Source organism: Acidiphilium sp., from assembly GCF_049977125.1.
Lineage (GTDB): Bacteria > Pseudomonadota > Alphaproteobacteria > Acetobacterales > Acetobacteraceae > Acidiphilium.
Genome location: NZ_JBMFGY010000015.1, coordinates 24,022 through 43,718 on the forward strand (window position 1 = coordinate 24,022; position 19,697 = coordinate 43,718).

Genomic DNA, 19,697 nt, shown 5'->3' on the forward strand with positions numbered 1-19,697 from the left:
GCTGGTCAGTCGGTGCGACCGGCGTGGCCGCACCGGTCGCTCAAGCCTGAGGCTCAACCGGCGGCGCGTTCGCTGCGGATCGCGTTGATCTGCTTGCGGTAGGCGGTGCGGCCTTGCGTAACCTGCCGCGTCTGTTTGGCCGCGGTGGCGTGGACGATGATGGGGCCGGGTTGATAGATTGCGGTGCCGCTCGCGGCGCTGGCGCCAAACGGAGCAAAAGCGGCGGTGGAAGCCATAATTGCGGTCAATAGTGTGAATTTACGCATGAGAGGATCTCCTGGATCAAACGGGGCAGGATGGTTTCCTGCAACGCTCCCTTAGGTAATTGATCCATTCCGAGATCTTAGATCATCGGAGACGCGTATAACCTATACGAAAAATACATGAATTAATGCGACTGAACCGGCGGATTGGAGCCTGATCGCCTCGGATCGATCAGGCTCCGGCTTATGGTCGGTGCGTATTTTTATCGTTGTCGTCTGGGGCAGAGGTGTTATCCCCAGGCGACCTCGCGCGACCGGCGTGCGGACAATCGGCGGGTTTTACGCTGCGGATAGGCCAGGGTTGCGGCGGGCTCGATCTGGAGCGCTCCGGTCCGGCCAATCAAGGTCGATGGGATCACGGCGTCGCCATTGGTCCAGCGCCCGTCTGGTTCCGGTGCATGCCAGCCTTCGGTCAGCATCGGATGATCGAGCGGGATGGTTGTACCGTCGGCACGGCGGATCGCCGCGATCTTGATACCGAGGCGGCGGCGATCGCGTGGGTCGGGGGTGAGAAGGCCAGGGATGGCGTTGCGCGAGCGGATCACCATGCTGCCGTCGCGGCGGCAGGTTACGGTCAGGGCAGGGTTGTCGGTCGTGGCGATGCCGGCGCGCACGAGGATCGCGGCGCGCACGGTCTCGACCACTGGTCCCGCCTCGGCGAAGGGGGCGCAGCCGGTCTGTTCGCGCCGGCTCTGCGCGAAATCCGGGTGAAGCGTCACGGCGGTGCCGCCGTTCTCGAACGCCCCGCGATTGCCGGTTTCAAGGTAGGATTCCGTTGGCGTCGCTTCGGCGTAGAGCACCGCGTGAGCCGGCAATTCGACGTGATAATAGGTTACGCTGCGTCGTGCGACCTGGCGGATGGTGTGGCCGTTGAGTAGCACCTTCGCCGGAATCAAATGGCCGGCCAAAGCGATCGCATGGTCTGGTGAGACGTAGAGATCGCGTTTGGGTACGCCATCGAGGATGGCGCCGGCTTCGATCAGGATCGGCAGCACGGTTTCGGGATGCGGGTGGCGCGCGAGATTGACGCGGCGGTGACCGATCCAGCGGATCGGCGCGCTGCCGCCGCCGTGCAGAATAACCCGATCACCACAGGTCAGCGCCTCGACCGGCATCTCGCCCGCTGTGGTCAGAATTCGTGTGCCCGCAGCGAAGCAGGGCGGATTTTGCGCCAAGGTGATCTCGGTGCCGGCGTAGTTGTCCGTCACCGTGAAGTCGCCGGTCGTGTAATTGCCGTCGATCGCCAGCGTCAGCACTGTGGTGCCGTTGCCGAGTTCGAGGCCGGTGCCCGCGACGTAGGTGACGGCGGTGGTGGCAGCGGTGAAATTATCGACCACGATCGTATCGCCGACCGCAAAATCGATGACCGGATCGGGCAGGTTCTGGGCCACGCCGAGGGTGAGATTGCCGCCCGTCGTGGTGAAGTCGATGATGCCCGGACCAGTGACGACGCTCATGAATTCGACAGAGCCGCCACTGATCGCGACGGTGCCGGCATTGCTGAACGTGCTGAAAACCTCAAGCACAGTGTCGGCCGCAACGCTGATCTGACCCTCATTGGTGAAGCTCTGGCCCGAGATATCAGTGAAACTGTAAAATCCGCCCTGAGTCGGTGTCGTTGCGATGGTGCCCAGATTGGTGAGGTCGAGAACCGTGCCGTAGGATGGCGCGAGGATCGATCCGCTACCCGACACCATCGCGCCCGATCCGATGGTCGCCGCAATCGTGACGGTGTTGCCGTAAGTAACAGCCGCGGGATCGCCGAATTCCAGATATCCGCCATTCAGAGTCACCGCATTGGTCAAAACCGGCGCAAGCGACTGATCGAACACGATCGCACCGAGTTGACCAACCATGATCGACCCCGGCGTGGCACCCGTACCCGAAGCAAAAATCGCGGTGCTGCCCGCAATCGTCAGATCGGTGACGGGGCCCACCGTGAGCGGCCCGGTCACATCGACATTGTCGAGTTCAGGCGTGTTGCCGAAGCTGTAATTCTCGGCAATCGTCAGGCCCAACCCGCCGGGATCGAGCACGCCGCCAAGGATCGTGCCGTTGGTCATCACCAGATCGTGGAAATCGGTGCTGTTCGCCCCGAGCGTCGCCCCGGTATTGTCGAGCGTGCCACCGATCAGCGCGATGGTCGAACCGGTATCGGTGAAGGCCCCTAGCCCGCCCGTTGCGATGTCGCCGTTCAGCAGCACGGTGCCGTCGGTGTCGCTGATCGTGCCGGCATTGACGAAGCTGGTATGGCCGGTCAGTTCAGCACCGGTGACCGGATTGAATCCATAGAACGCCTGACCGATTTCGAGGGCGAAGCTCGACCCTGCGATCGTCCCGCCCGCCGCATTGGTGAAACTCTGGCCGCCGAGGGTCACGCCCGCACCATCGGCAGCCGTGATCGTGCCCTGATTGACACCGATGGTGCTGGCAAGATCGAGCGAGGCGCTGGCGGCGGCGCTGATCATGTTATCGTTGGTCAGCGACATGCCCTCGATCGTCAGCCCCGGACCTGCCGTCGTCCCGGCAGTGGCCACGATACCGCCGAGATTGGTCAGCGATTGCGTCGCACCCCCGCCGAGGACGGTGCCGTACCCCGAAACGATCGCCCCGGCCGCCAGCGTCGCCGCAATGGAGGGTTCGGCGCCAAAACTGTTCAGCGCGCCACTGAAATCGAGTGCCCCGCCATCCAGAGTCACCGCATTGGTCAGAACCGGCGTCAGCGACTGGTCGAACACGATCGCACCGTTGTGATCGACCACGATCGATCCCGGCGCGGTGCTGGTGGCCGATGCAAAGATCGACGTGCTCCCGGCGATGGTGAGCGAGGCGTAGGTGCCGATTGTCAGGCCGCCGGTCACATCGACATTGTCGAGCACCGGATCGAACCCGCCGTAGGGCGTGTCGCCGGCGAAAGTGATCCCGACCCCGGCCGGGTCGAGCACTCCGCCCGCAATCGTGCCGCCGGTCATGATCAGCCCTTTAAAATCGGCGCTACCGGCACCGAGCGTCGCCCCCGCATTGTCGAGCGTGCCACCGATCAGGGCGAGACTCGAGGAGCCATCGTTGAACGCGCCGAGCCCGCTGGTTGTGATATCGGCATCCAGCAGCACGGTGCCACCCGTATCGCTGATCGTGCCGGCATTGCTGAACGCGGTGTAGCCGGTGGTTCCAGTGGTCGAGGTGAAACTGCCACCGATGCGCAGTGCCGCGCCATTGGCGGCAACATCGCCCTGATTGCTGAAGCTCGCACCCATCAGGCCGATATCCGCCGCCCCGGTCCCCGCGATCGTCGCCAGATTGACCCCATCCGTCGCGTCCACCTTCAGCGCGCCACCGGTGCCGACGTTCACGATCCCCTGATTGGTGAACGACGATCCATAAATCCCCAGATAATAGCTGCCGAAACTCTTCGTGGCATCGATGGTGCCGAGATTGGTCAGTGTCTCACCGCTCGCCACAGTGGTGAACAACCGGCCGTCCCCAGTGATCTCGACCCCCGCGGCGATCACCGCATTGACCGCTGTCTCCATCGTGGTCCCCGCCGGCGGCGGCGCCGACCAGCTCAGATTGCCACCCTCCAGCGTCACGTCGTTGACCAGCGTTGGTGTGGCGCTGGTATCGAAATCAACCAGCCCGGTCGAGCCGATCGTGATCGCCCCCGGGGCCGTGCCGGTCGTACCGGCATAAACCGCCGTGGTGCCCTCCAGCGTCAGATTGATCTCGGTGCCGACAGTGAGCGCGCCCTGCACAACGACATTGTCGAGCGCCGCATTGGCACTCAACGCATCGCCCGCCACTGCAAAGCTCTCCGCCGCAACATCGATCGCCCCGCCCGCGATCGTCCCGCCGGCCAGAGTCATGCCGATCAGCGACGGATCGCCGATCCCCAGCGTCTGGCCCGCATTGTCGAAGGTTCCGGCCACGAAGGCGAGCACGCCGCCCTGATTGGCGATCGTGCCGATATCCGCCGCGTTTTCAGCTCCACCCAACAGCAGGCTCGCCCCGGACGACAGGCTGACAGTTCCGGCATTGATCCAGCTGCGCGCCCCCGCGCCATACCCTCCGACACCGCCGAGCAAGGCGATGGTCGACGCCGTCCCGGTCGCATCGAGCGCGCCGGTCAGCGTGAACGCGCCGGTGATCGAAGCGGTCCCCGTCGTCACCTCGATCGGCTGCGCGATTGTGCCGGGCCGGGCGAGATCGATCCCGAAATCCGCCCCCGCGCCATCGACCAGCACGGTTGCGAGCGACGCCCCTCCCGGCGCGAGCACCTGCGACCCATTGATCAGCGTTACCGCTCCGGTCGCCAGCGTCAGCCCATCGATGATCGTGGCATTATCGATCACCGCGTTCTGCACATCGAAGTCGAACCCGCCGAAATCGACCGCGCCGCCGACGAAGACGGCTCCGGCCAGCGTGGCGCCCGCCAGCAGCGTTCCCGCGCCCGATGATGCGAGCGTCTGGCCGAAATTCTCGATATGCCCATCGAGCACAAGACTCGACGTGGTGAGCGACAGGCTGCCGATCGCGGCCAGCGCCACATCGCCGCCGAGTGTAACAACCGCCCCGGTCGCCGCGATCACGCCGGTATTGCTCCAGGATTGCAGCACGTTCGATCCCGGCGCGCCCGGCATCGCATCCGAGCCACCAAGCACGAGCGACCCGCCGCTGACCGTGATCAACCCCTGATTATCGAACCCCTGCGCGAGCGTGATCCCCGTGGCGCTGCCGGCGATAGTGCCACGGTTGGTCAGCGCCGAAGCGATCGCCAGCCCCGTGCCGGTCACGCTGATCATTCCGGTATTGACCAGCGAATCGACCGCGATCGTCTCCTGAAAGAAATTAAAGCTACCTGCCTGGCCGACGACCATGCTGCCCTCGTTGGTCACCGTAACCGGATGGGCGCTGCCACCGGCAAGATCGGCAATGACCCCGCCGAGGGTGAAGTCGCTGCCGGCGGCGTTGTCGAGCATCAGCCCGCTGCCAGCCGTGTTGGCGGCCTCCAGCGTTCCGCCGGCAAGGTCGAACCCGCCAAGCGACAGCGAACCGGCCGCCACCAGATCGATCAGCGTGGCGAAACTGCTCACCGTGACCGCTTCCGGCCCGGTGCCGGCGGCGTTCAGCACCGCCCCGCCATTGATCAGCGCCAAGGTGCCGGTCGTGACATCGAGGCCGCCGCGCATCGTGACGCCATCGAGCGCGTTGATCCCGCTCAGCGCGGCGGTGCCGGCGGCGTAGTTGGTGTCATAGCCATTGAAGAAGGTGAAGGATGCACTCTGCGCGATGGTGCCGCCGATAATGGTGCCGCCATTGGCGAGGGTGAAGGCCGAAAGCCCGGTGCTGGCCTGATTGAGCACCCCACTGCCGTTGACCAATGTGCCATCGAACGAAACATTGCCGCCCTGATCGACGATAATGCCGAAATCGCCGCTGGTCACCGATCCGCCGAGGGTCAATTGCGCGCCGTTCTCGACGGTCAGGGTCGATGCATTGGTCCATACCTGGGACAGCGCCGTGCCATAGCTATCGATTGCCGCACTCGCCAGACTGCCATCCAGCACGATCGGCGCGGTGAGCGTGAGATTGCCGTTGAGATCGAGATTACCCGCCGTCACCACGAAGGGCTGGCCGACCGCGCCGGTCCCCTCGACCGTCAGGTTGGACCCCTCGGCATCGAGACTTACGGTTCCGAGCACCCCCGATGCCTGATCCACCACCGCCCCGTTCGCCAGCGTGAGTTCGGTGAAGCTGCCGAAGGAACTGCCCGGCAGCGGCGCCAACGTCAGGCCCCCCAGAATCGTCCCGCCATCGATCTCGCCGCCGGCCAGCGTGAGGCCATCGGACATGACCGCCCCGCCGATGATCGTCCCGCCCTGCAGGGTCGCGCCGGTGAGATCGCTCCCCGCCAGACCGAGTGTCTGGCCAGTATTTTCGATCGTGCCGGAAAGCAGGATGGTGCCGCCCTGGTTCACGATCGCGCCGAGATCGGCTGCGGTTTCATCGCCATGCAGCGCCAGCGTCCCGCCCGCGCCGATTGTGATGGTCGAACGATTGGTCCAGCTCCCGCCGGTATAGCTCCCGAGCGCCAGATAAGCCCCCACCCCGACCGAGAGCGGCGCCGTCAGAGTGAAACTGCCGTCGATCACCTCGGCACCCTGGATCAAATCGACCGCCTGGGTGACATCGCTCCCCGCCGCCTGATCGAGCGTCAGCGTCCCGCCATCGACCGTCACGCCGCCCTGTACCGTGCCGCCGCTGAGCGTGACCGCGCCGGTGCTCAGCGTCAGCCCGTCGACCAGCGTGACCCCGACGAAATCGGCATGGGCCAGATCCAGCCCCGCCGCCGCGACATCGACCGTTCCACCAACGATCGTGCCGGTCTGATAGACGTTGTTGCCGATCGTCGCCCCTTGGAGAATCCCGGCACCTGCGCCGAGCATGTTGCCCGCGTTCTCGATCGAACCGACCACCATCAGGCTCGAGTTGGTCAGGGTGATCCCCGCCAGATCGGCCACGGTGGGATCGCCACCCAATTCGAGCAATGCATTGGTCGCCGCGATTGTGCCGGTGTTGACGAAGGTCGCGCCCGTATAGGCGCCGGCGAGTTGCAACGTGCCGCCGGTTACGGTGATCAGCCCGGCATTGTCGATGCTCGCCGCCAGATTGACGCGGGCGCCATACCCCGCGATTGTGGCACCGGCGGCATTGTTCAGCGCGAAATCGTTGATATCCAGGTACGCGTTGGTCGCGGTGACGAGGCCGGTATTGTCGAGCGTCCCCGCCCCGAGGATCAAGTCGCTCACAAAACCCAGGCCGGCTGGCGTATATCCGTTTTCCACCGCGAGCGTGCCGGCATTCTCGAGCGTCAACTGGCTGATGGGCGTGCCGTAGCCGTGAGTTCCCATTTTATAGACCGGCGTGATCGTCCCCGCCGCCACGAAATCCGACCCCACGGCATTGGTCAGCACGACGCCGACCGCACCGGTGTCACCAACTTCCAGATTTCCGCCCTGTAGCGCCAGAGATCCGTTCAGGGCCACAATCGTTTGCCCGGTCTCGATCAAATTGCCGCCGGACCGCAGCGCCACCGTACCGGTCAGCACACCGTTGTCGATCAGCGTGCCGGCCCCGATGGTGATGCCCGCCGTGCTGCCGAGCGTGCCGTCGTTGATCAGGGTCGCACCGGAATCATCGAGCAGCAGGCTGGTCACCCCATAAGCGCCGCCGGTCGGCAGAGTCACCGTGAAATCGGCTGCGAACGGATCGACCACGCCGATCGTCCCGTTCAGCCCCGTCGATGCCACCCCGTTCGACCAATAAGTGCCGTTCGACCAGGTGCCGGTGCCGCCTTGCCAATAGGTCCGGTGTGACGTGTCGCTCATGGTTCGCTGTATCCCTGTTATCAGATCCGTCCGACCGTTGACCGATCGCCCGCCGCATCCATCCGCCGCATCTATGGGTCTCAGCGCTGATGAATTCAGCCCGGATTCATACGTCCGGCACTGGAAACCGCCTGCACATCCCAAAACTCATAACGATCTGTATCGAAATGAATAAAAATTTAACAGGGCTTTGACGCCGATCACAAAAATTTCATCGCTTAGGCTTCCCACACGCGGATTTCATTGTGCGGTGCGCTGCGGCCATCCGGACCCAGGGCGTTCTGGATCGGGGGCCGTGCATGCGAAGAGGTTCAAGCACCATCAGCCCACGCGCCACGGCTACCAGGGGCGCGGCCGATGGTTCGGATTGACAGCCTTGTGGTCAGGGCGGAGATGATCAGCCGCTGATTTGGCGTTTGGAGGTACTGGTCATTTCCATCGAGACTGCGCTGGTCTCGCCCTTGCGGCAGCCGGATGAGATTCTGCATACAATTTTCGGCCATAGCGGCTTTCGCGGCCAACAGGGCGACATCGTGCGCCACGTGGTCGCCGGCGGCGACGCGATTGTTTTGATGCCGACCGGCGGCGGCAAATCGGTCTGCTATCAGGTGCCGGCGCTATGTCGGTCGGGTGTCGGGGTTGTGGTCTCGCCGCTGATTGCGCTGATGCGCAACCAGGTCGAGGCGTTGCGGCAGCTGGGCGTGCGGGCGGCGGCGCTCAATTCGAGCCTCGATGCCGCCGAGCGCGCGCGGGTGCGGGCGGATCTGCGCGCCGGGCGGCTCGATCTTGTGTATGTGGCGCCGGAGCGCTTGGTCTCGGCCGATTTCATGGAGATGCTGAGCGAGGTGCCGATCGCGCTGTTCGCGATCGATGAGGCGCATTGCATCAGCCAATGGGGCCATGATTTCCGGCCGGAATACCTGCAACTGGCAACGCTCGGCACGCGGTTTCCCGGTGTGCCACGGATTGCGCTGACCGCGACGGCCGATCCGCAGACCCGCGAGGACATTCGCCGCCGGCTGGATCTGACCGATGCACGGTTGTTTCTGGCGAGTTTCGACCGGCCGAATATTTTCTATCACATCGCCCTCAAGACCGAGCCGAAGAAACAGCTGCTGACGTTTTTGAAGACCCATCCGGGCGAGAGCGGCATCGTGTATTGCCTCAGCCGCGCCACGGTGGAGGAAACCGCGGCCTGGCTGCGCGCGCAGGGGATCAATGCGCTGGCCTATCATGCCGGGCTGGACGGTGGCATGCGCAATCGCCATCAGGATGCATTTTTGGCGGAAGACGGCCTGGTGCTGGTAGCGACGATCGCGTTCGGCATGGGGATCGACAAACCGGATGTGCGATTCGTCGCGCATCTCGATCTGCCCTCGAGTCTCGAGGCATTCTATCAGGAAACCGGGCGCGCCGGGCGTGATGGAATGCCGGCGGAAACGCTGCTGCTGTACGGGTTGCAGGATGTGACCCTGCGGCGCCGGATGATCGATCAGGGTGACGCGCCCGAAGAGGTCAAGCGGGTGGAACGCAGCAAACTCGATGCGTTGCTGGGCGTGTGCGAGACAGCCGCATGCCGGCGGCGGGCGATCCTGGCGCATTTTGGCGAGGTTTCCGCTGATCGTTGTGGTCATTGCGACAATTGCGTGACGGTTGTGGAGACCTGGGATGGCACGGTGGCGGCGCGCAAGGCGCTGTCGGCGATGCTGCGCACCGGACAGCGGTTCGGCGTGGGGCACCTGACCGATGTGCTGCTCGGGGTTTCGACCGAGAAGATTGTGCGGTTCGGGCATGACAAGCTGCCGACCTTCGGGGTCGGCACCGAGCTGGATCGCAAGGGCTGGGCCTCGGTGTTCCGGCAATTGGTGGTAACCGGGGTGATTGCGGTCGATCACGAGCAATTCGGCGCGCTGTGCACCACGGCCCTGTCCGGTGCCGTTTTGCGCGGGACGGAAGCGGTGCGCTTCCGCCGCGATCAGGCGGCGGCGCGATCGGCCGGTGCCAGACCGCCGGGGGCGAGGGCACCGGCGCGCGGGACGCTCGATGCCGCCGCGGAGCCGATTTTCGAGGCGTTGCGCGCCAAGCGCAAGCATCTGGCGACCGAGCAGGGCGTGCCGGCCTATGTGATTTTCCACGACAGCACATTGATCGCGCTGGCGACCAGGCGGCCGCGCAGCCTTGCTGAGCTTGAGGCGATACCCGGCATGGGACGCAGCAAGATCGAGCGTTATGGCCATGATGTTCTGAGGGCGTTGAACGACGGCCCCTCGAAGTAACTCATTTACAATTTGACAGTTAAGGTATAGGCTAACTATCGGAGCGTGGTCTTGCCGGCGTGCGCGGCGACGGCATGATCCGTAGGCGGCTGATACGGTAATCATCGAGGATAAAGAATGACCATCACGGCTCTGCCCGAACCGATCAATCCCCCTCATCTGCATGATCCGGCCCCCGAGTTTCGAGCGCGAACCACGATGGGTATGCGGACTCTCTCCGATTACCGGGGGCGGTGGCTGCTGTTCTTTTCGCATCCTGCCGATTTCACGCCGGTTTGCGCCAGCGAATTCGTCGCCTTCGCGCGAGCGGCGGACCGGTTCGCGGCGCTCGATTGCGCATTGCTCGCTTTGTCGGTTGACAGCCTGTATTCGCACCTCGCCTGGCTGCGCAGTATTCGCGCCCAGTTCGGCGTCGAGATCACGTTCCCGATCATCGAAGATCCCTCGATGGCGATCGCCCGTAGCTTTGGCATGATCACCTCGAACGCCGCGGATACGGCACTGGTGCGGGCGGTGTTCGTCATCGATCCGATCGGGATCGTGCGGTCGATCCTGTGGTATCCGATGACGACGGGGCGGAACATCGAGGAATTGCTGCGTCTGGTGGCGGCGTTGCGGACCAGTGATGCCCATCACGTCTCGACACCGGCGAACTGGGCGCCGGGCGACGATGTGATCGTGCCACCGCCGCAATCATCCGAGGGATTGTACGAACCGATCGGCCCTGGTGAGGATTGGTATTATCATACGGCGCCGATCCGGGCCGAGCCGGCGGCGGCTACCGTGGTGGCGAAGGTGAAACGGGCATGACGGCCACCGATTCGATTGATGTCGTGAAGGCGGCGCAGGTGTTGCGGTCGTTGGCGAATGCGGTGCGGTTGCGCATCGTGCTGCATCTGCTGGCCGGGGAGCAGGCGGTCGGCGATCTGGAAACCTCGCTCGATATTCGCCAGCCGAACCTGTCCCAGCAGCTGGCCGAATTGCGCGATGCCGGGTTGGTGACCGCTCGGCGGGATTCGCGGGCGATGATCTATAGTATCGCGAGCGACGAGCAGCGGCGATTGATCGCTGCGTTGCTGGTCGGGTTCGGGGGTGAACCGATCGAGCCTCTCGCGGTTCCGGTCAAGCCCGCCGCCGAACCGGTTGCCGAACCCAATCGTCAGGTCGCGATGTTCGCAACGATCGGCAACCGGCGCTGACGCGCCAGCTTCAGCCCGATACGGCGATGGTCTGATGCACGGTCGAGCGGTCGTCGAGCGTGGCAATGATGGCGTCCGCAAGGTCCGTTCGACTGACGGTCTGTTTGCGCAACACGCCGGTGGCGCTGACGAAACAGGTGCCCACAACCGGTTGATCGACCAGTCCGACCGGTTGGATCAGGGTCCAGTCGAGGCCTGAGGCGCGCAGCCGGGCTTCCTGGCGTTCCTTGTCCGCCATGTGTTCACGCAGGACCAGGCTGTAGAAAATTTTAAACATCAGCGGCGCCTGCGCGCGGGTTGCGCCGACCCCGAACGCGGTGACGCAGACGACGCGTGTGATGCTATTTTCCTGCATCGCCTCGATAATGTGGCGCGTGCCGGTCTCGCAAATGTCACGCGGGGTGGTGCGCTTGGCACCGAGCAGCATGGCGAAGGGGTTTTGTGAGTTACCGAGGCTGATCACCACGCGGTCGTGGCCCGGCATGGCCGCGGCGACATCGGCGCGATTGGTCGCATCGCCAACCGCGATAGTGACGCCCTCCCGCACCGGTACGCCGGTCATCGTGCGCAGGAAAGCCGTGACGTATTCACCCCGTGCCCGCAGCCCGTGCAGGATTGCGGTACCGGTGCCGCCGCTGGCGCCGAAAATAATCGTGCTCATCGGATTCCTCTTATTCGGCTTGCTCGGATATGGCGATGGTTCGGTTGAGCGAAAGTTTTTCCGAGATGGTTCGAAAAACTGGTACCGGTCACGCACCCAACGGTATAAGGCAAGCATCAACTCAAGGTTGTCATTCATGCGTTGGTTCTGCGGTAGTCTTGTGATGGTGATGCTCTGGTGCGGGACCGCGTCGGCGCAATTGCCGCCGGTGTTGCGCGATGGTCTGAACGTGACGCATTGGTTCCGCTATCCGGTGCGATCGGGTCCGGCGGCATTATGCTGCGATTTGTCGGCGGCGACGCTGCGATCCCTGCGTGACGCCGGCGTTCGGTTCCTGCGCCTGCCGGTGCAGCCGGTGTTGGTGCGCGCGCCGGGCGGGGTGGCGGCGTTGCAGGAAGCGGTGCGGCGGGTGCTGGCGGCAGGGCTGGCTGTGGTTGTGGTGCCGACACCCCTCGGTTGGAGTGTGAGCAATCCGACCGGCGATGCGGCGCGATTGGTGGCGTTCTGGCGTGAGGTCGCTCCGGCTCTGGCTGAATTCGGGCCATCGCGCGTGTTCCCTGAGGTGATGAACGAGCCGGTGCTGACCGATCCGGCGGCATGGCCGGTGATGCAACGCCGGGTGCTGGCGGTGATTCGGCACATTCTGCCGCGATCGACGGTTATCCTGACCGGCGCCGATTGGGGCAGCATCGATGGGTTGCTGAAGCTGCAACCGGTGGTTGCCGCGCGGGTGATCTACAGTTTTCATTTCTACGAGCCGGCGGTGCTGACCTCGCTGGCGGCGTTTGATCCGGGGCTGGACCGGCAGGTTCTGGCGCGGTTGCCGTTTCCGGTAATTTCGGTCGCGTCGTGCGATGCGGTCGGCGGCGATGCGCAGACGGCGGCAGTGGTGCGTTATTATTGCGCGAGCGGCTGGACAGCGGCGAAACTGGCGACCCGGATCGATGCGGTCGGGGCGTGGGCGGCGCGCCATCATGCCACGGTGCTGGTGGGTGAATTCGGTGCGAGCGCGGCGCTGAACCCGCAGACCCGTCTGGCTTGGCTCGCGGCGGCGCGCCGCGCGTTCGCGGTAAACGGGTTCGGCTGGGCGTTATGGGGCTATGACGACCCGATGGGTCTTGCGGTGTCGCCGATGGCGCGCGGGGTCACACCGCTCGATCCGGCGGTGATGCGGGCCTTGGGGTTGCGGTGAGGGCGCATTTCGTGACATCGATCCACTCCATTGTGCGGCGATCGGTTACATCAAGCGTTCGGTGAACTTCTCGCGGCTCGGGGATGGCTCAAAATTCTCCGGCCAGAATTCGACGATCTTGATGATTTTCCCGCCGCTGAGCGTGAAGAACGAGATGGCTCTGGCAGATTGGACGCCATCGGTCACCGACACATCCGAAACCACCTCTTCGTGCTGTCCGATAATTCGGTTCACCGTGAAGCACCACGCTCCCTTTGCCGGATATTCCGCATTCATCGACGCAAAATTATGCCCGCCCCGGATGCGTTCTCCTGATTGCGGCCAATCGAGAACAAACTCAGCAGCCAGTACCCCGTTTACGGAATGAAAATCGTTGGTCGCCATGAGACGCCAGAACTCACGCACAATATCGATCGGGTCGTCCGGGACAGGGTCGGATGTTGTCATTGCATCGTGCCCGCCAAGGTGGCGTATTCGTAGCAGGTGATCTCATAGGGATTGTCGTACGGATCGGTAAAATAGATCGACCATGAGAGGTGATGGTCCGCAAGTTTGATTTGGCCATCCAGCACCACGGTCAAATGCGATTTCCACGCCAGGAATTGCGCGGCGTGAACATTGAAGGCAATCGTTGAACGACAAATCTGGCGAGGGTGTTCAAAAATCGCCAACATGATTGTTCCAGTCGGATTTTTGAGCATCAACGGCCCGCCGGTCGCGTGCGACCATTGCTCGAGTTTCGGGTCGCGACGCAGGCCAAGCACGTCGGCATACCAAGTCTCCGCTGAATTTCGATCAGAGACATGAACGTGAATATGATCGACATGCTCAAGAACCGGCACCATCGTCGTCAAAACCCCTTCATCGACGCGTGGCAGTGTCCGCAGCCGCGCCACGGACACCAAAGGCCAAACATCTCGTCCCGCCGCTGAAAGGAGGCTGAGCCTCTCCTCCCGTCGGCCTTATCGTAAATCCGGTGGCACCGCCTCGGCCCTGAGGGTCGTTACCGCCTCGTCCAGTGTCATGGTATGCGAGGCGTCGCTGCCGAGGCGGCGGAGTGAAACACCGCCCTGCTCCGCTTCGCGCCGGCCAACCACCATGATGTTGGGAACCAGGGCGAGGCTGAGGTCGCGGATTTTCGCGTTGATCTTTTCGTTGCGGGTATCGGTGACCACTGAAAGCCCGGCGGCCTTGAGCCGCGCCGCCACGGTTTCCGCATATTCGTTCGCATCGGTCACGATACTGGCGACCGCGACCTGCGTCGGCGCCAGCCAGAGCGGAAACCGCCCCGCGCAATTCTCGATCAGCATGCCGATGAACCGCTCGAAACTACCCAGGATCGCGCGGTGCAGCATCACCGGCCTTGCGCGCTGGCTTTCGGCGGTGATGTAGCTGGCATCCAGCCGTTCGGGCAGCACGAAATCGACCTGCAACGTGCCGCATTGCCAGTCGCGCCCGATCGCGTCGCGCAGCACGAATTCGAGCTTCGGCCCATAGAACGCTCCCTCGCCGGGATTGAGCGTGTACTCAACACCGGCCTTGGCACAAGCCGATTTCAACGCGGCCTCGGCCCTGTCCCACACCTCGTCGCTGCCGGCGCGCGGCGTCGGCCGATCGGCGAATTTCACCGCGAATCCCGGAAAGCCGAAATCCCGGTACACCAGCCGCAGCATCTCGACGAACCGTACCGTCTCATCGGCGATCTGGTCTTCGGTGCAGAAAATATGCGCATCGTCCTGCGCGAAGGCGCGCACCCGCATGATGCCGTGCAGCGAGCCGGAGGGTTCATAGCGGTGGCAGGCACCGAATTCAGCCATCCGTAGCGGTAGTTCGCGATAGCTGCGCAGCCCATGCTTGAAAATCTCGACATGGCACGGGCAGTTCATCGGCTTGACCGCGAGAACCTTGTTCTCGTCCTCGACCTCGGCGATGAACATATGGGCGTGGTAATTCTCCCAATGACCCGATTTCTCCCAGAGCGAGCGGTCGAGCAATTGCGGCGTGCGCACCTCGACATAACCGAACTGGTCCTGGCGGCGGCGCATATAGGCTTCGATGGTGCGGTACAGGCGCCAGCCTTTCTCGTGCCAGAACACCGACCCCACCGCCTCTTCCTGCATGTGGAACAAATCCATCTGCCGGCCGATCTTGCGATGATCGCGCCGCTCGGCCTCCTCCAACTGGTGCAGATGGGCGTCAAGCTCGGCCTTGTCGCGCCAGGCGGTGCCATAGATGCGGCTGAGCATGGGATTGCGGTGATCGCCGCGCCAGTAGGCGCCGGCGACCTTGGTCAGCTTGAAGGCGCCGCCGATATCCCCGGTCGCGCGCATATGCGGCCCCCGGCAGAGATCGAGCCATTCGCCCTGGCGATAGATCGTGATCGTCTCGGCCTCCGGCAGATCGCGGATGAGTTCGGCCTTGAATCGTTCGCCACGCGCCTCGAAGAAATCGATGGCCGTCTCACGCGGCCAGATTTCACGGGTGAACGGCGCATTGGCAGCGATGATCGCGCGCATTTTCGCTTCGATCGCGGGCAGATCATCCGGCGAGAACGGCTCGTTACGGAAGAAATCGTAGTAGAATCCGCCCTCGATCGCCGGGCCGATGGTGACCTGGGTGCCGGGATAGAGCGACTGTACCGCCTCGGCCATCACATGCGCCGCGTCGTGACGGATCATGGTCAGGGCTTCGGGGTCACGGCGGGTGATGAAGCGGATTTTGGCATCGCGCGCGATTTCGCGAGACATATCCATCAGCGCGCCGTCCACCTCCATGGCGATGGCGGCTTTGGCAAGGCCGGGGCCGATCGATGCGGCGATCGTGGTGCCGGTGACGGCGCCCGGATAGTCGCGGACGGAACCGTCAGGCAAAGTGATCGCAGGCATGATGTACTCCTTCAAAAGGGCGGTGAACCCCGGTTATGCCGCCCCGCCACCGCCTGGGCAACATCGGCCGGCGGCAGGTCTGCGAGGCTCGCGGCGCGCAGGATAGTCGGCCAGCCGCCATCGGGGTAGCGCGGCGCGGTGAGGGCGGGATCGCTGGCGCCGCCGAACAGGACGATGCCGGGGATGTTCAGCGCAGCGGCGAGATGCATCGGGCCGGTGTCGTTGCCGATCGCGCTTTGTGCATGGGCGAGCACGGACGCGAGCTGCGGCAGGCTGGTGCGGCCGGTAAGGTCGATCGCGGTGGGGCTGTGGCGGATGATTTCGGCGGCGAGCGGTTGCTCGGACGCACCACCCAGGATGACCGCCGGCATTCCGAGCGTGGCGGCAAGGGCGCCGAAGGCGGCGGCGGGCCAGCGTTTTTCCGGACGGTGCGGTGCGGCGCCGGGGATCAGCGCCGTGAACCGCGCCGGCAGGTCGATCGGCAGTGGGGCGGTCAGCCAGGAGAGGTCGGGCGGGGCAGGGGTTGTCAGTCCCGCCATCGCCAGTTGTTCGGCGATGCGTTCGCGCGTGTGCATCGCATCACGCCCGGGATTGGCATGGGGATGCGAGCAACCACGCGCGACGCCGGACCAGGGCGGCGCGCCGGCGAGCCGGTGGTAACGCGACGAGCGCGACGAGGTTTGCAGATCATAGACGAAATCGAACCCGATGAGGCGGCGGCGCAGTGCAATCATGCCGGGCAGGTTCCAGGGGGCGGGTTTCGGATCGATGGTGACGCGATCGAACCAGGGTGCCCGCGCCAGAACCGTGGCAAACGGCGCGGTGGTGAGCAGGGTGATCTCGGCCTCGGGAAATGCCGCGCGAATCCCGGCGAAGGCGGGGAAGCTGAGAATGATGTCGCCCAGCGCGCCGTGGCGGATCACCAGGATTTTCACCCCAGCAACTCGTGATAGACCGCGAGATTACCCGCCTGCATCGCGGCGACGGAATACCGCGCCGAGACGAAATCGCGCGCGGCGGCGCCGCGTGCGATGCGGGCCTCGATCGGCAGGTCAAGTGCGTCATCGATCGCGGCGGCAAGGGCCGCGGGATCGCCCGGCGCCACAAGCCAGCCGGTTTCACCCGCCCGAATGGTTTCCTGGGCGGCGCCATGATCGGTCGCGATGACCAGACGCCGCATCGCCTGCGCCTCCACGATGGTGCGGCCGAAGGCTTCCGGGTCGGTCGAGGCACTGACCACGACATCGGCCAGTTTAAAGGCGGCCGGCATGTCCGCGCAATCGCCGGCGAACAGCACACGCTTGGCGACATCGAGGCTCTGGGCGAGGTCGGAGAGCGATTTCAGATAGGCCTCGTGGCCCTGTGCGCTGCCGACCAGGATCAGCAGGGCATCGCGGTGGCGGAGTTGCGCGAGGGCGGTGATCGCGATGGATTGACCTTTCCACGAGGTCAGGCGGGCGGGCAGCATAACGGTCGGTGCGCCATCCGGCAGGCGCCACGCGCGCGCCAGGCGTTCCACCCTGCCGCCGTTGATGGCGTCGGGGTCGAACCGCACCGCATCGACCCCGCCGGGGATGATGCGGAGTTTATCATCACCGATATGATGGCGTTCACGCACAAGAGCGGCGATGAACTGCGAGATCGCGATGACCCGATCGCCGCTGGCCATCACCGCATTGTAACGGCGTTTGAGCAGGCCGTGCTGGTTGTAGGCGCCATGATAGGTGGTGACAAAGGGAATGCCGCACCGCCGGCTGGCTGAGCGGGCGGCGAAGGCGGGGGCGCGGGAATGGGCGTGGATCAACGAGATCTTCTGGCTCTTGATCAGTTTGGCGAGCTGGTCGCCGGCCCAGCTCATCCGGAACGGATTGCGGGATTTCAGATCGAGCGCGATATGGGTGCCGCCGGCGCGCTCGATCGCGGGGACGAGCTTGCCCGGCAGGCTGGCGACCAGAGCGCGCGCGCCGGTGCGCGCGACCGCCTCGGTCAGTTCGATCACCACCTGCTCGACACCGCCGGTTTCCAGCTGCGGCAGAACCTGTAGAATCGCATAGTCGGAAGGATTGGCCATGGGTCACCTGATGTATGACCGGGGCGTTACCATGGCGGCGGCAACAAGGGGAGGGTGCGATGGATGAGCGCTGCGGCACGGTCGAGGTAGCAGGTGTGGCGCTGGCCTACGCGTATCTGGCGGGGGAGGCGCCGGTCGTTGTGTTCTTGCCGGGGTTTGCCTCGGATATGCAGGGCGCCAAGGCGCTGTATCTGCGTGATCGCTGCATCGAACGCGGTCAGGCGATGCTTCGGCTCGATTATTCCGGCCATGGCGCGTCGGGTGGCCGGTTCGAATCGGGCACGATCGGCCGGTGGTCGGCCGATGCGTGGGCGGTGATCGATGCCGTGGTGCCGGCGCTTCCGGTGGTTCTGGTCGGATCGTCGATGGGCGGCTGGATCATGCTGCTGGTGGCGCGGGCGCTGGGATCGCGCGTGGTCGGGATGGTGGGAATTGCCGCGGCTCCGGATTTCACCGAGGATCTGATGCGCCCGGCGTTGACCCCGCAGGCGCTGGCCGCCCTGGCGCGGGACGGTGTGGTGCCGCTGCCGAACGCCTACGGACCCCCGACGCCGTTGACCAGCGCGCTGCTGTACGATGGCGCGGCCCAGCTGGTGCTGCGCTCACCGATTATCTTCACCGGACCGGTGCGGCTGATCCATGGTCAACGCGATGACGACGTACCCTGGCGCACCAGCCTGCGGTTGGCAGCACAGATCGCCAGCGATGACGTACAGATTGTGCTGATCAAGGATGGCACGCATCGGTTGTCTCGCGAGTCGGATCTGGCGATCATCGATAGTCTTTGTGTGGCGGTCGTCGCGCGGTGTAGAGGCTCGTCGTGAAGCGCCGCTCGACGCTGCCGCCGAACTCTCCTTCGGCGATGCGGGCGATGTTGGCCAGGAATACCTGCCGCTGCGGCTCAGCCATCGCCTGGACGGTCGAGACTGTCGCGTAGAGGTCGACCAATTGCGGCGTGACATAATGATGCGATTGCTCCCAGACATCGGCAGCCGGTTCGATGAAACCTGCAGCACTCAGATCACGCAACCGGGCGGTGCGATCGAGGTCGAACGGGGGGCGTCGCTGCGGCAACGCAGCGCCGTGATATCCCTGCGGCAACGCAGCGGATTGGTATTGGCGCGGCGATGCGGCCGATCGGCGTTCATCATTCGTGAAGAGATGCCCGATCGCGGCCTGGAATGCATCGGTGGTGCCGCTGCCGAAATGTGTCCACCACATCGCCCACCATCCGCCGGGCTTCAAACTCGCAAGGATTTTACGCAATCCTGACGTTTGGTTGATCCAGTGAAACGAGGTCGCCGCGACTCCCAGATCGAACGAGCCAGCGGGCAGGGTGGCGGTTTCGAAGGCGGTATTGTCGATTGTCAGTCCGGGATGATCGATGGTGAGGCGCAGATGCGCGGCCAGACGGGCGTCGGGCTCGATCACATGCAACCGTGCCGCACCGTGGGCGATGAGCGCCGTGGTCGCATGGCCGGTGCCGGGGCCGATTTCGAGGATCGTACAATCGGGGCCGAGGCCGCAGCGATCGATCAGGCGGAGGTACAACGCATCGGGATAGGGAGGTCTGGCACTGGCGTACCGCGCCGGATCGGCACCGAAGCCCGAACGACCGAACCGATGGGGCATTTTGGTCATGAACCGGGTTTATGCCGGGCGGCCGATGCGCCGCAAGATACGATGTGCCGCGAGATATATGGTGCCTCTCAGACGGCATGTTGCCGGGCACAGGCTGAACGCAAACAAGTCCGCTGCGCAGGGC

14 protein-coding genes are annotated in these 19,697 nt (G+C 64.4%); 5 read left to right on the plus strand and 9 right to left on the minus strand.

Annotation, left to right across the window (positions count from 1 at the left end):
- Positions 1–53 precede the first annotated feature (53 nt).
- Together ACP5E6_RS04455 and ACP5E6_RS04460 are read right to left on the minus strand one after the other, a co-directional pair.
- The gene (locus ACP5E6_RS04455) at positions 54–266 is read right to left on the minus strand and encodes a hypothetical protein (protein ID WP_427952215.1); all 213 of its coding nucleotides are present in this window, start codon (positions 264–266) and stop codon (positions 54–56) included.
- Positions 267–493: 227 nt separating this feature from the next.
- Positions 494–7,648, minus strand: coding sequence for a Hint domain-containing protein (locus ACP5E6_RS04460; RefSeq protein WP_427952216.1), 7,155 nt, complete (start codon positions 7,646–7,648; stop codon positions 494–496).
- Between the two features lie 425 nt (positions 7,649–8,073).
- Here ACP5E6_RS04460 and recQ point away from each other — a divergent pair, with 425 nt between their 5' ends.
- The 3 genes from recQ to ACP5E6_RS04475 all read left to right on the plus strand — a co-directional run bounded on the left by recQ (position 8,074) and on the right by ACP5E6_RS04475 (position 11,123).
- Complete coding sequence (recQ, locus tag ACP5E6_RS04465) at positions 8,074–9,924, plus strand: DNA helicase RecQ (RefSeq protein ID WP_427952244.1); 1,851 nt, start codon at positions 8,074–8,076, stop codon at positions 9,922–9,924.
- A 117-nt stretch (positions 9,925–10,041) separates the two neighbouring features.
- Positions 10,042–10,734: a peroxiredoxin gene (locus ACP5E6_RS04470; protein ID WP_427952218.1), complete on the plus strand. Its 693-nt coding sequence runs from the start codon at positions 10,042–10,044 to the stop codon at positions 10,732–10,734.
- Positions 10,731–11,123: an ArsR/SmtB family transcription factor gene (locus ACP5E6_RS04475; RefSeq protein WP_427952220.1), complete on the plus strand. Its 393-nt coding sequence runs from the start codon at positions 10,731–10,733 to the stop codon at positions 11,121–11,123. Before ACP5E6_RS04470 ends, ACP5E6_RS04475 begins: the two co-directional genes overlap by 4 nt.
- 10 nt (positions 11,124–11,133) lie before the next feature.
- On the opposite strand, the gene ACP5E6_RS04480 is transcribed toward ACP5E6_RS04475, so the two are convergent.
- Positions 11,134–11,784 carry an NAD(P)-dependent oxidoreductase gene (locus tag ACP5E6_RS04480; protein WP_427952222.1) on the minus strand — a complete coding sequence of 217 codons (651 nt, stop codon included), beginning with the start codon at positions 11,782–11,784 and terminating at the stop codon, positions 11,134–11,136.
- A 136-nt stretch (positions 11,785–11,920) separates the two neighbouring features.
- Between ACP5E6_RS04480 and ACP5E6_RS04485 the strand changes: the two genes are divergently transcribed.
- Positions 11,921–12,976, plus strand: a complete 1,056-nt coding sequence (locus ACP5E6_RS04485; protein ID WP_427952224.1) for a glycoside hydrolase family 5 protein — start codon at positions 11,921–11,923, stop codon at positions 12,974–12,976.
- A 45-nt stretch (positions 12,977–13,021) separates the two neighbouring features.
- On the opposite strand, the gene ACP5E6_RS04490 is transcribed toward ACP5E6_RS04485, so the two are convergent.
- The 5 genes from ACP5E6_RS04490 to ACP5E6_RS04510 all read right to left on the minus strand — a co-directional run bounded on the left by ACP5E6_RS04490 (position 13,022) and on the right by ACP5E6_RS04510 (position 17,932).
- Positions 13,022–13,423, minus strand: a complete 402-nt coding sequence (locus ACP5E6_RS04490) for a nuclear transport factor 2 family protein (RefSeq protein ID WP_427952226.1) — start codon at positions 13,421–13,423, stop codon at positions 13,022–13,024.
- Positions 13,420–13,830 (minus strand): VOC family protein, encoded by a 411-nt coding sequence (locus ACP5E6_RS04495; RefSeq protein WP_427952228.1) that lies wholly within the window; start codon positions 13,828–13,830, stop codon positions 13,420–13,422. Before ACP5E6_RS04495 ends, ACP5E6_RS04490 begins: the two co-directional genes overlap by 4 nt.
- Positions 13,831–13,938: 108 nt before the next feature.
- Positions 13,939–15,861 (minus strand): threonine--tRNA ligase, encoded by a 1,923-nt coding sequence (thrS, locus tag ACP5E6_RS04500; protein WP_427952230.1) that lies wholly within the window; start codon positions 15,859–15,861, stop codon positions 13,939–13,941.
- Positions 15,862–15,872: 11 nt separating this feature from the next.
- The gene (locus ACP5E6_RS04505) at positions 15,873–16,796 is read right to left on the minus strand and encodes a glycosyltransferase family 9 protein (protein ID WP_427952232.1); all 924 of its coding nucleotides are present in this window, start codon (positions 16,794–16,796) and stop codon (positions 15,873–15,875) included.
- Positions 16,793–17,932: a glycosyltransferase family 4 protein gene (locus tag ACP5E6_RS04510; RefSeq protein ID WP_427952234.1), complete on the minus strand. Its 1,140-nt coding sequence runs from the start codon at positions 17,930–17,932 to the stop codon at positions 16,793–16,795. The genes ACP5E6_RS04505 and ACP5E6_RS04510 overlap by 4 nt, the downstream gene beginning before the upstream one ends.
- A 59-nt stretch (positions 17,933–17,991) precedes the next feature.
- Here ACP5E6_RS04510 and ACP5E6_RS04515 point away from each other — a divergent pair, with 59 nt between their 5' ends.
- Entirely contained in the window at positions 17,992–18,756 is a 765-nt protein-coding gene (locus tag ACP5E6_RS04515) for an alpha/beta fold hydrolase (RefSeq protein ID WP_427952236.1), read from the plus strand.
- Here ACP5E6_RS04515 and ACP5E6_RS04520 read toward each other — a convergent pair.
- A complete protein-coding gene (locus tag ACP5E6_RS04520) occupies positions 18,704–19,573 on the minus strand; it encodes a class I SAM-dependent methyltransferase (RefSeq protein WP_427952238.1) in 870 nt (289 codons plus the stop codon). The two genes, ACP5E6_RS04515 and ACP5E6_RS04520, sit on opposite strands and share 53 nt — an antisense overlap.
- Positions 19,574–19,697 lie beyond the last annotated feature (124 nt).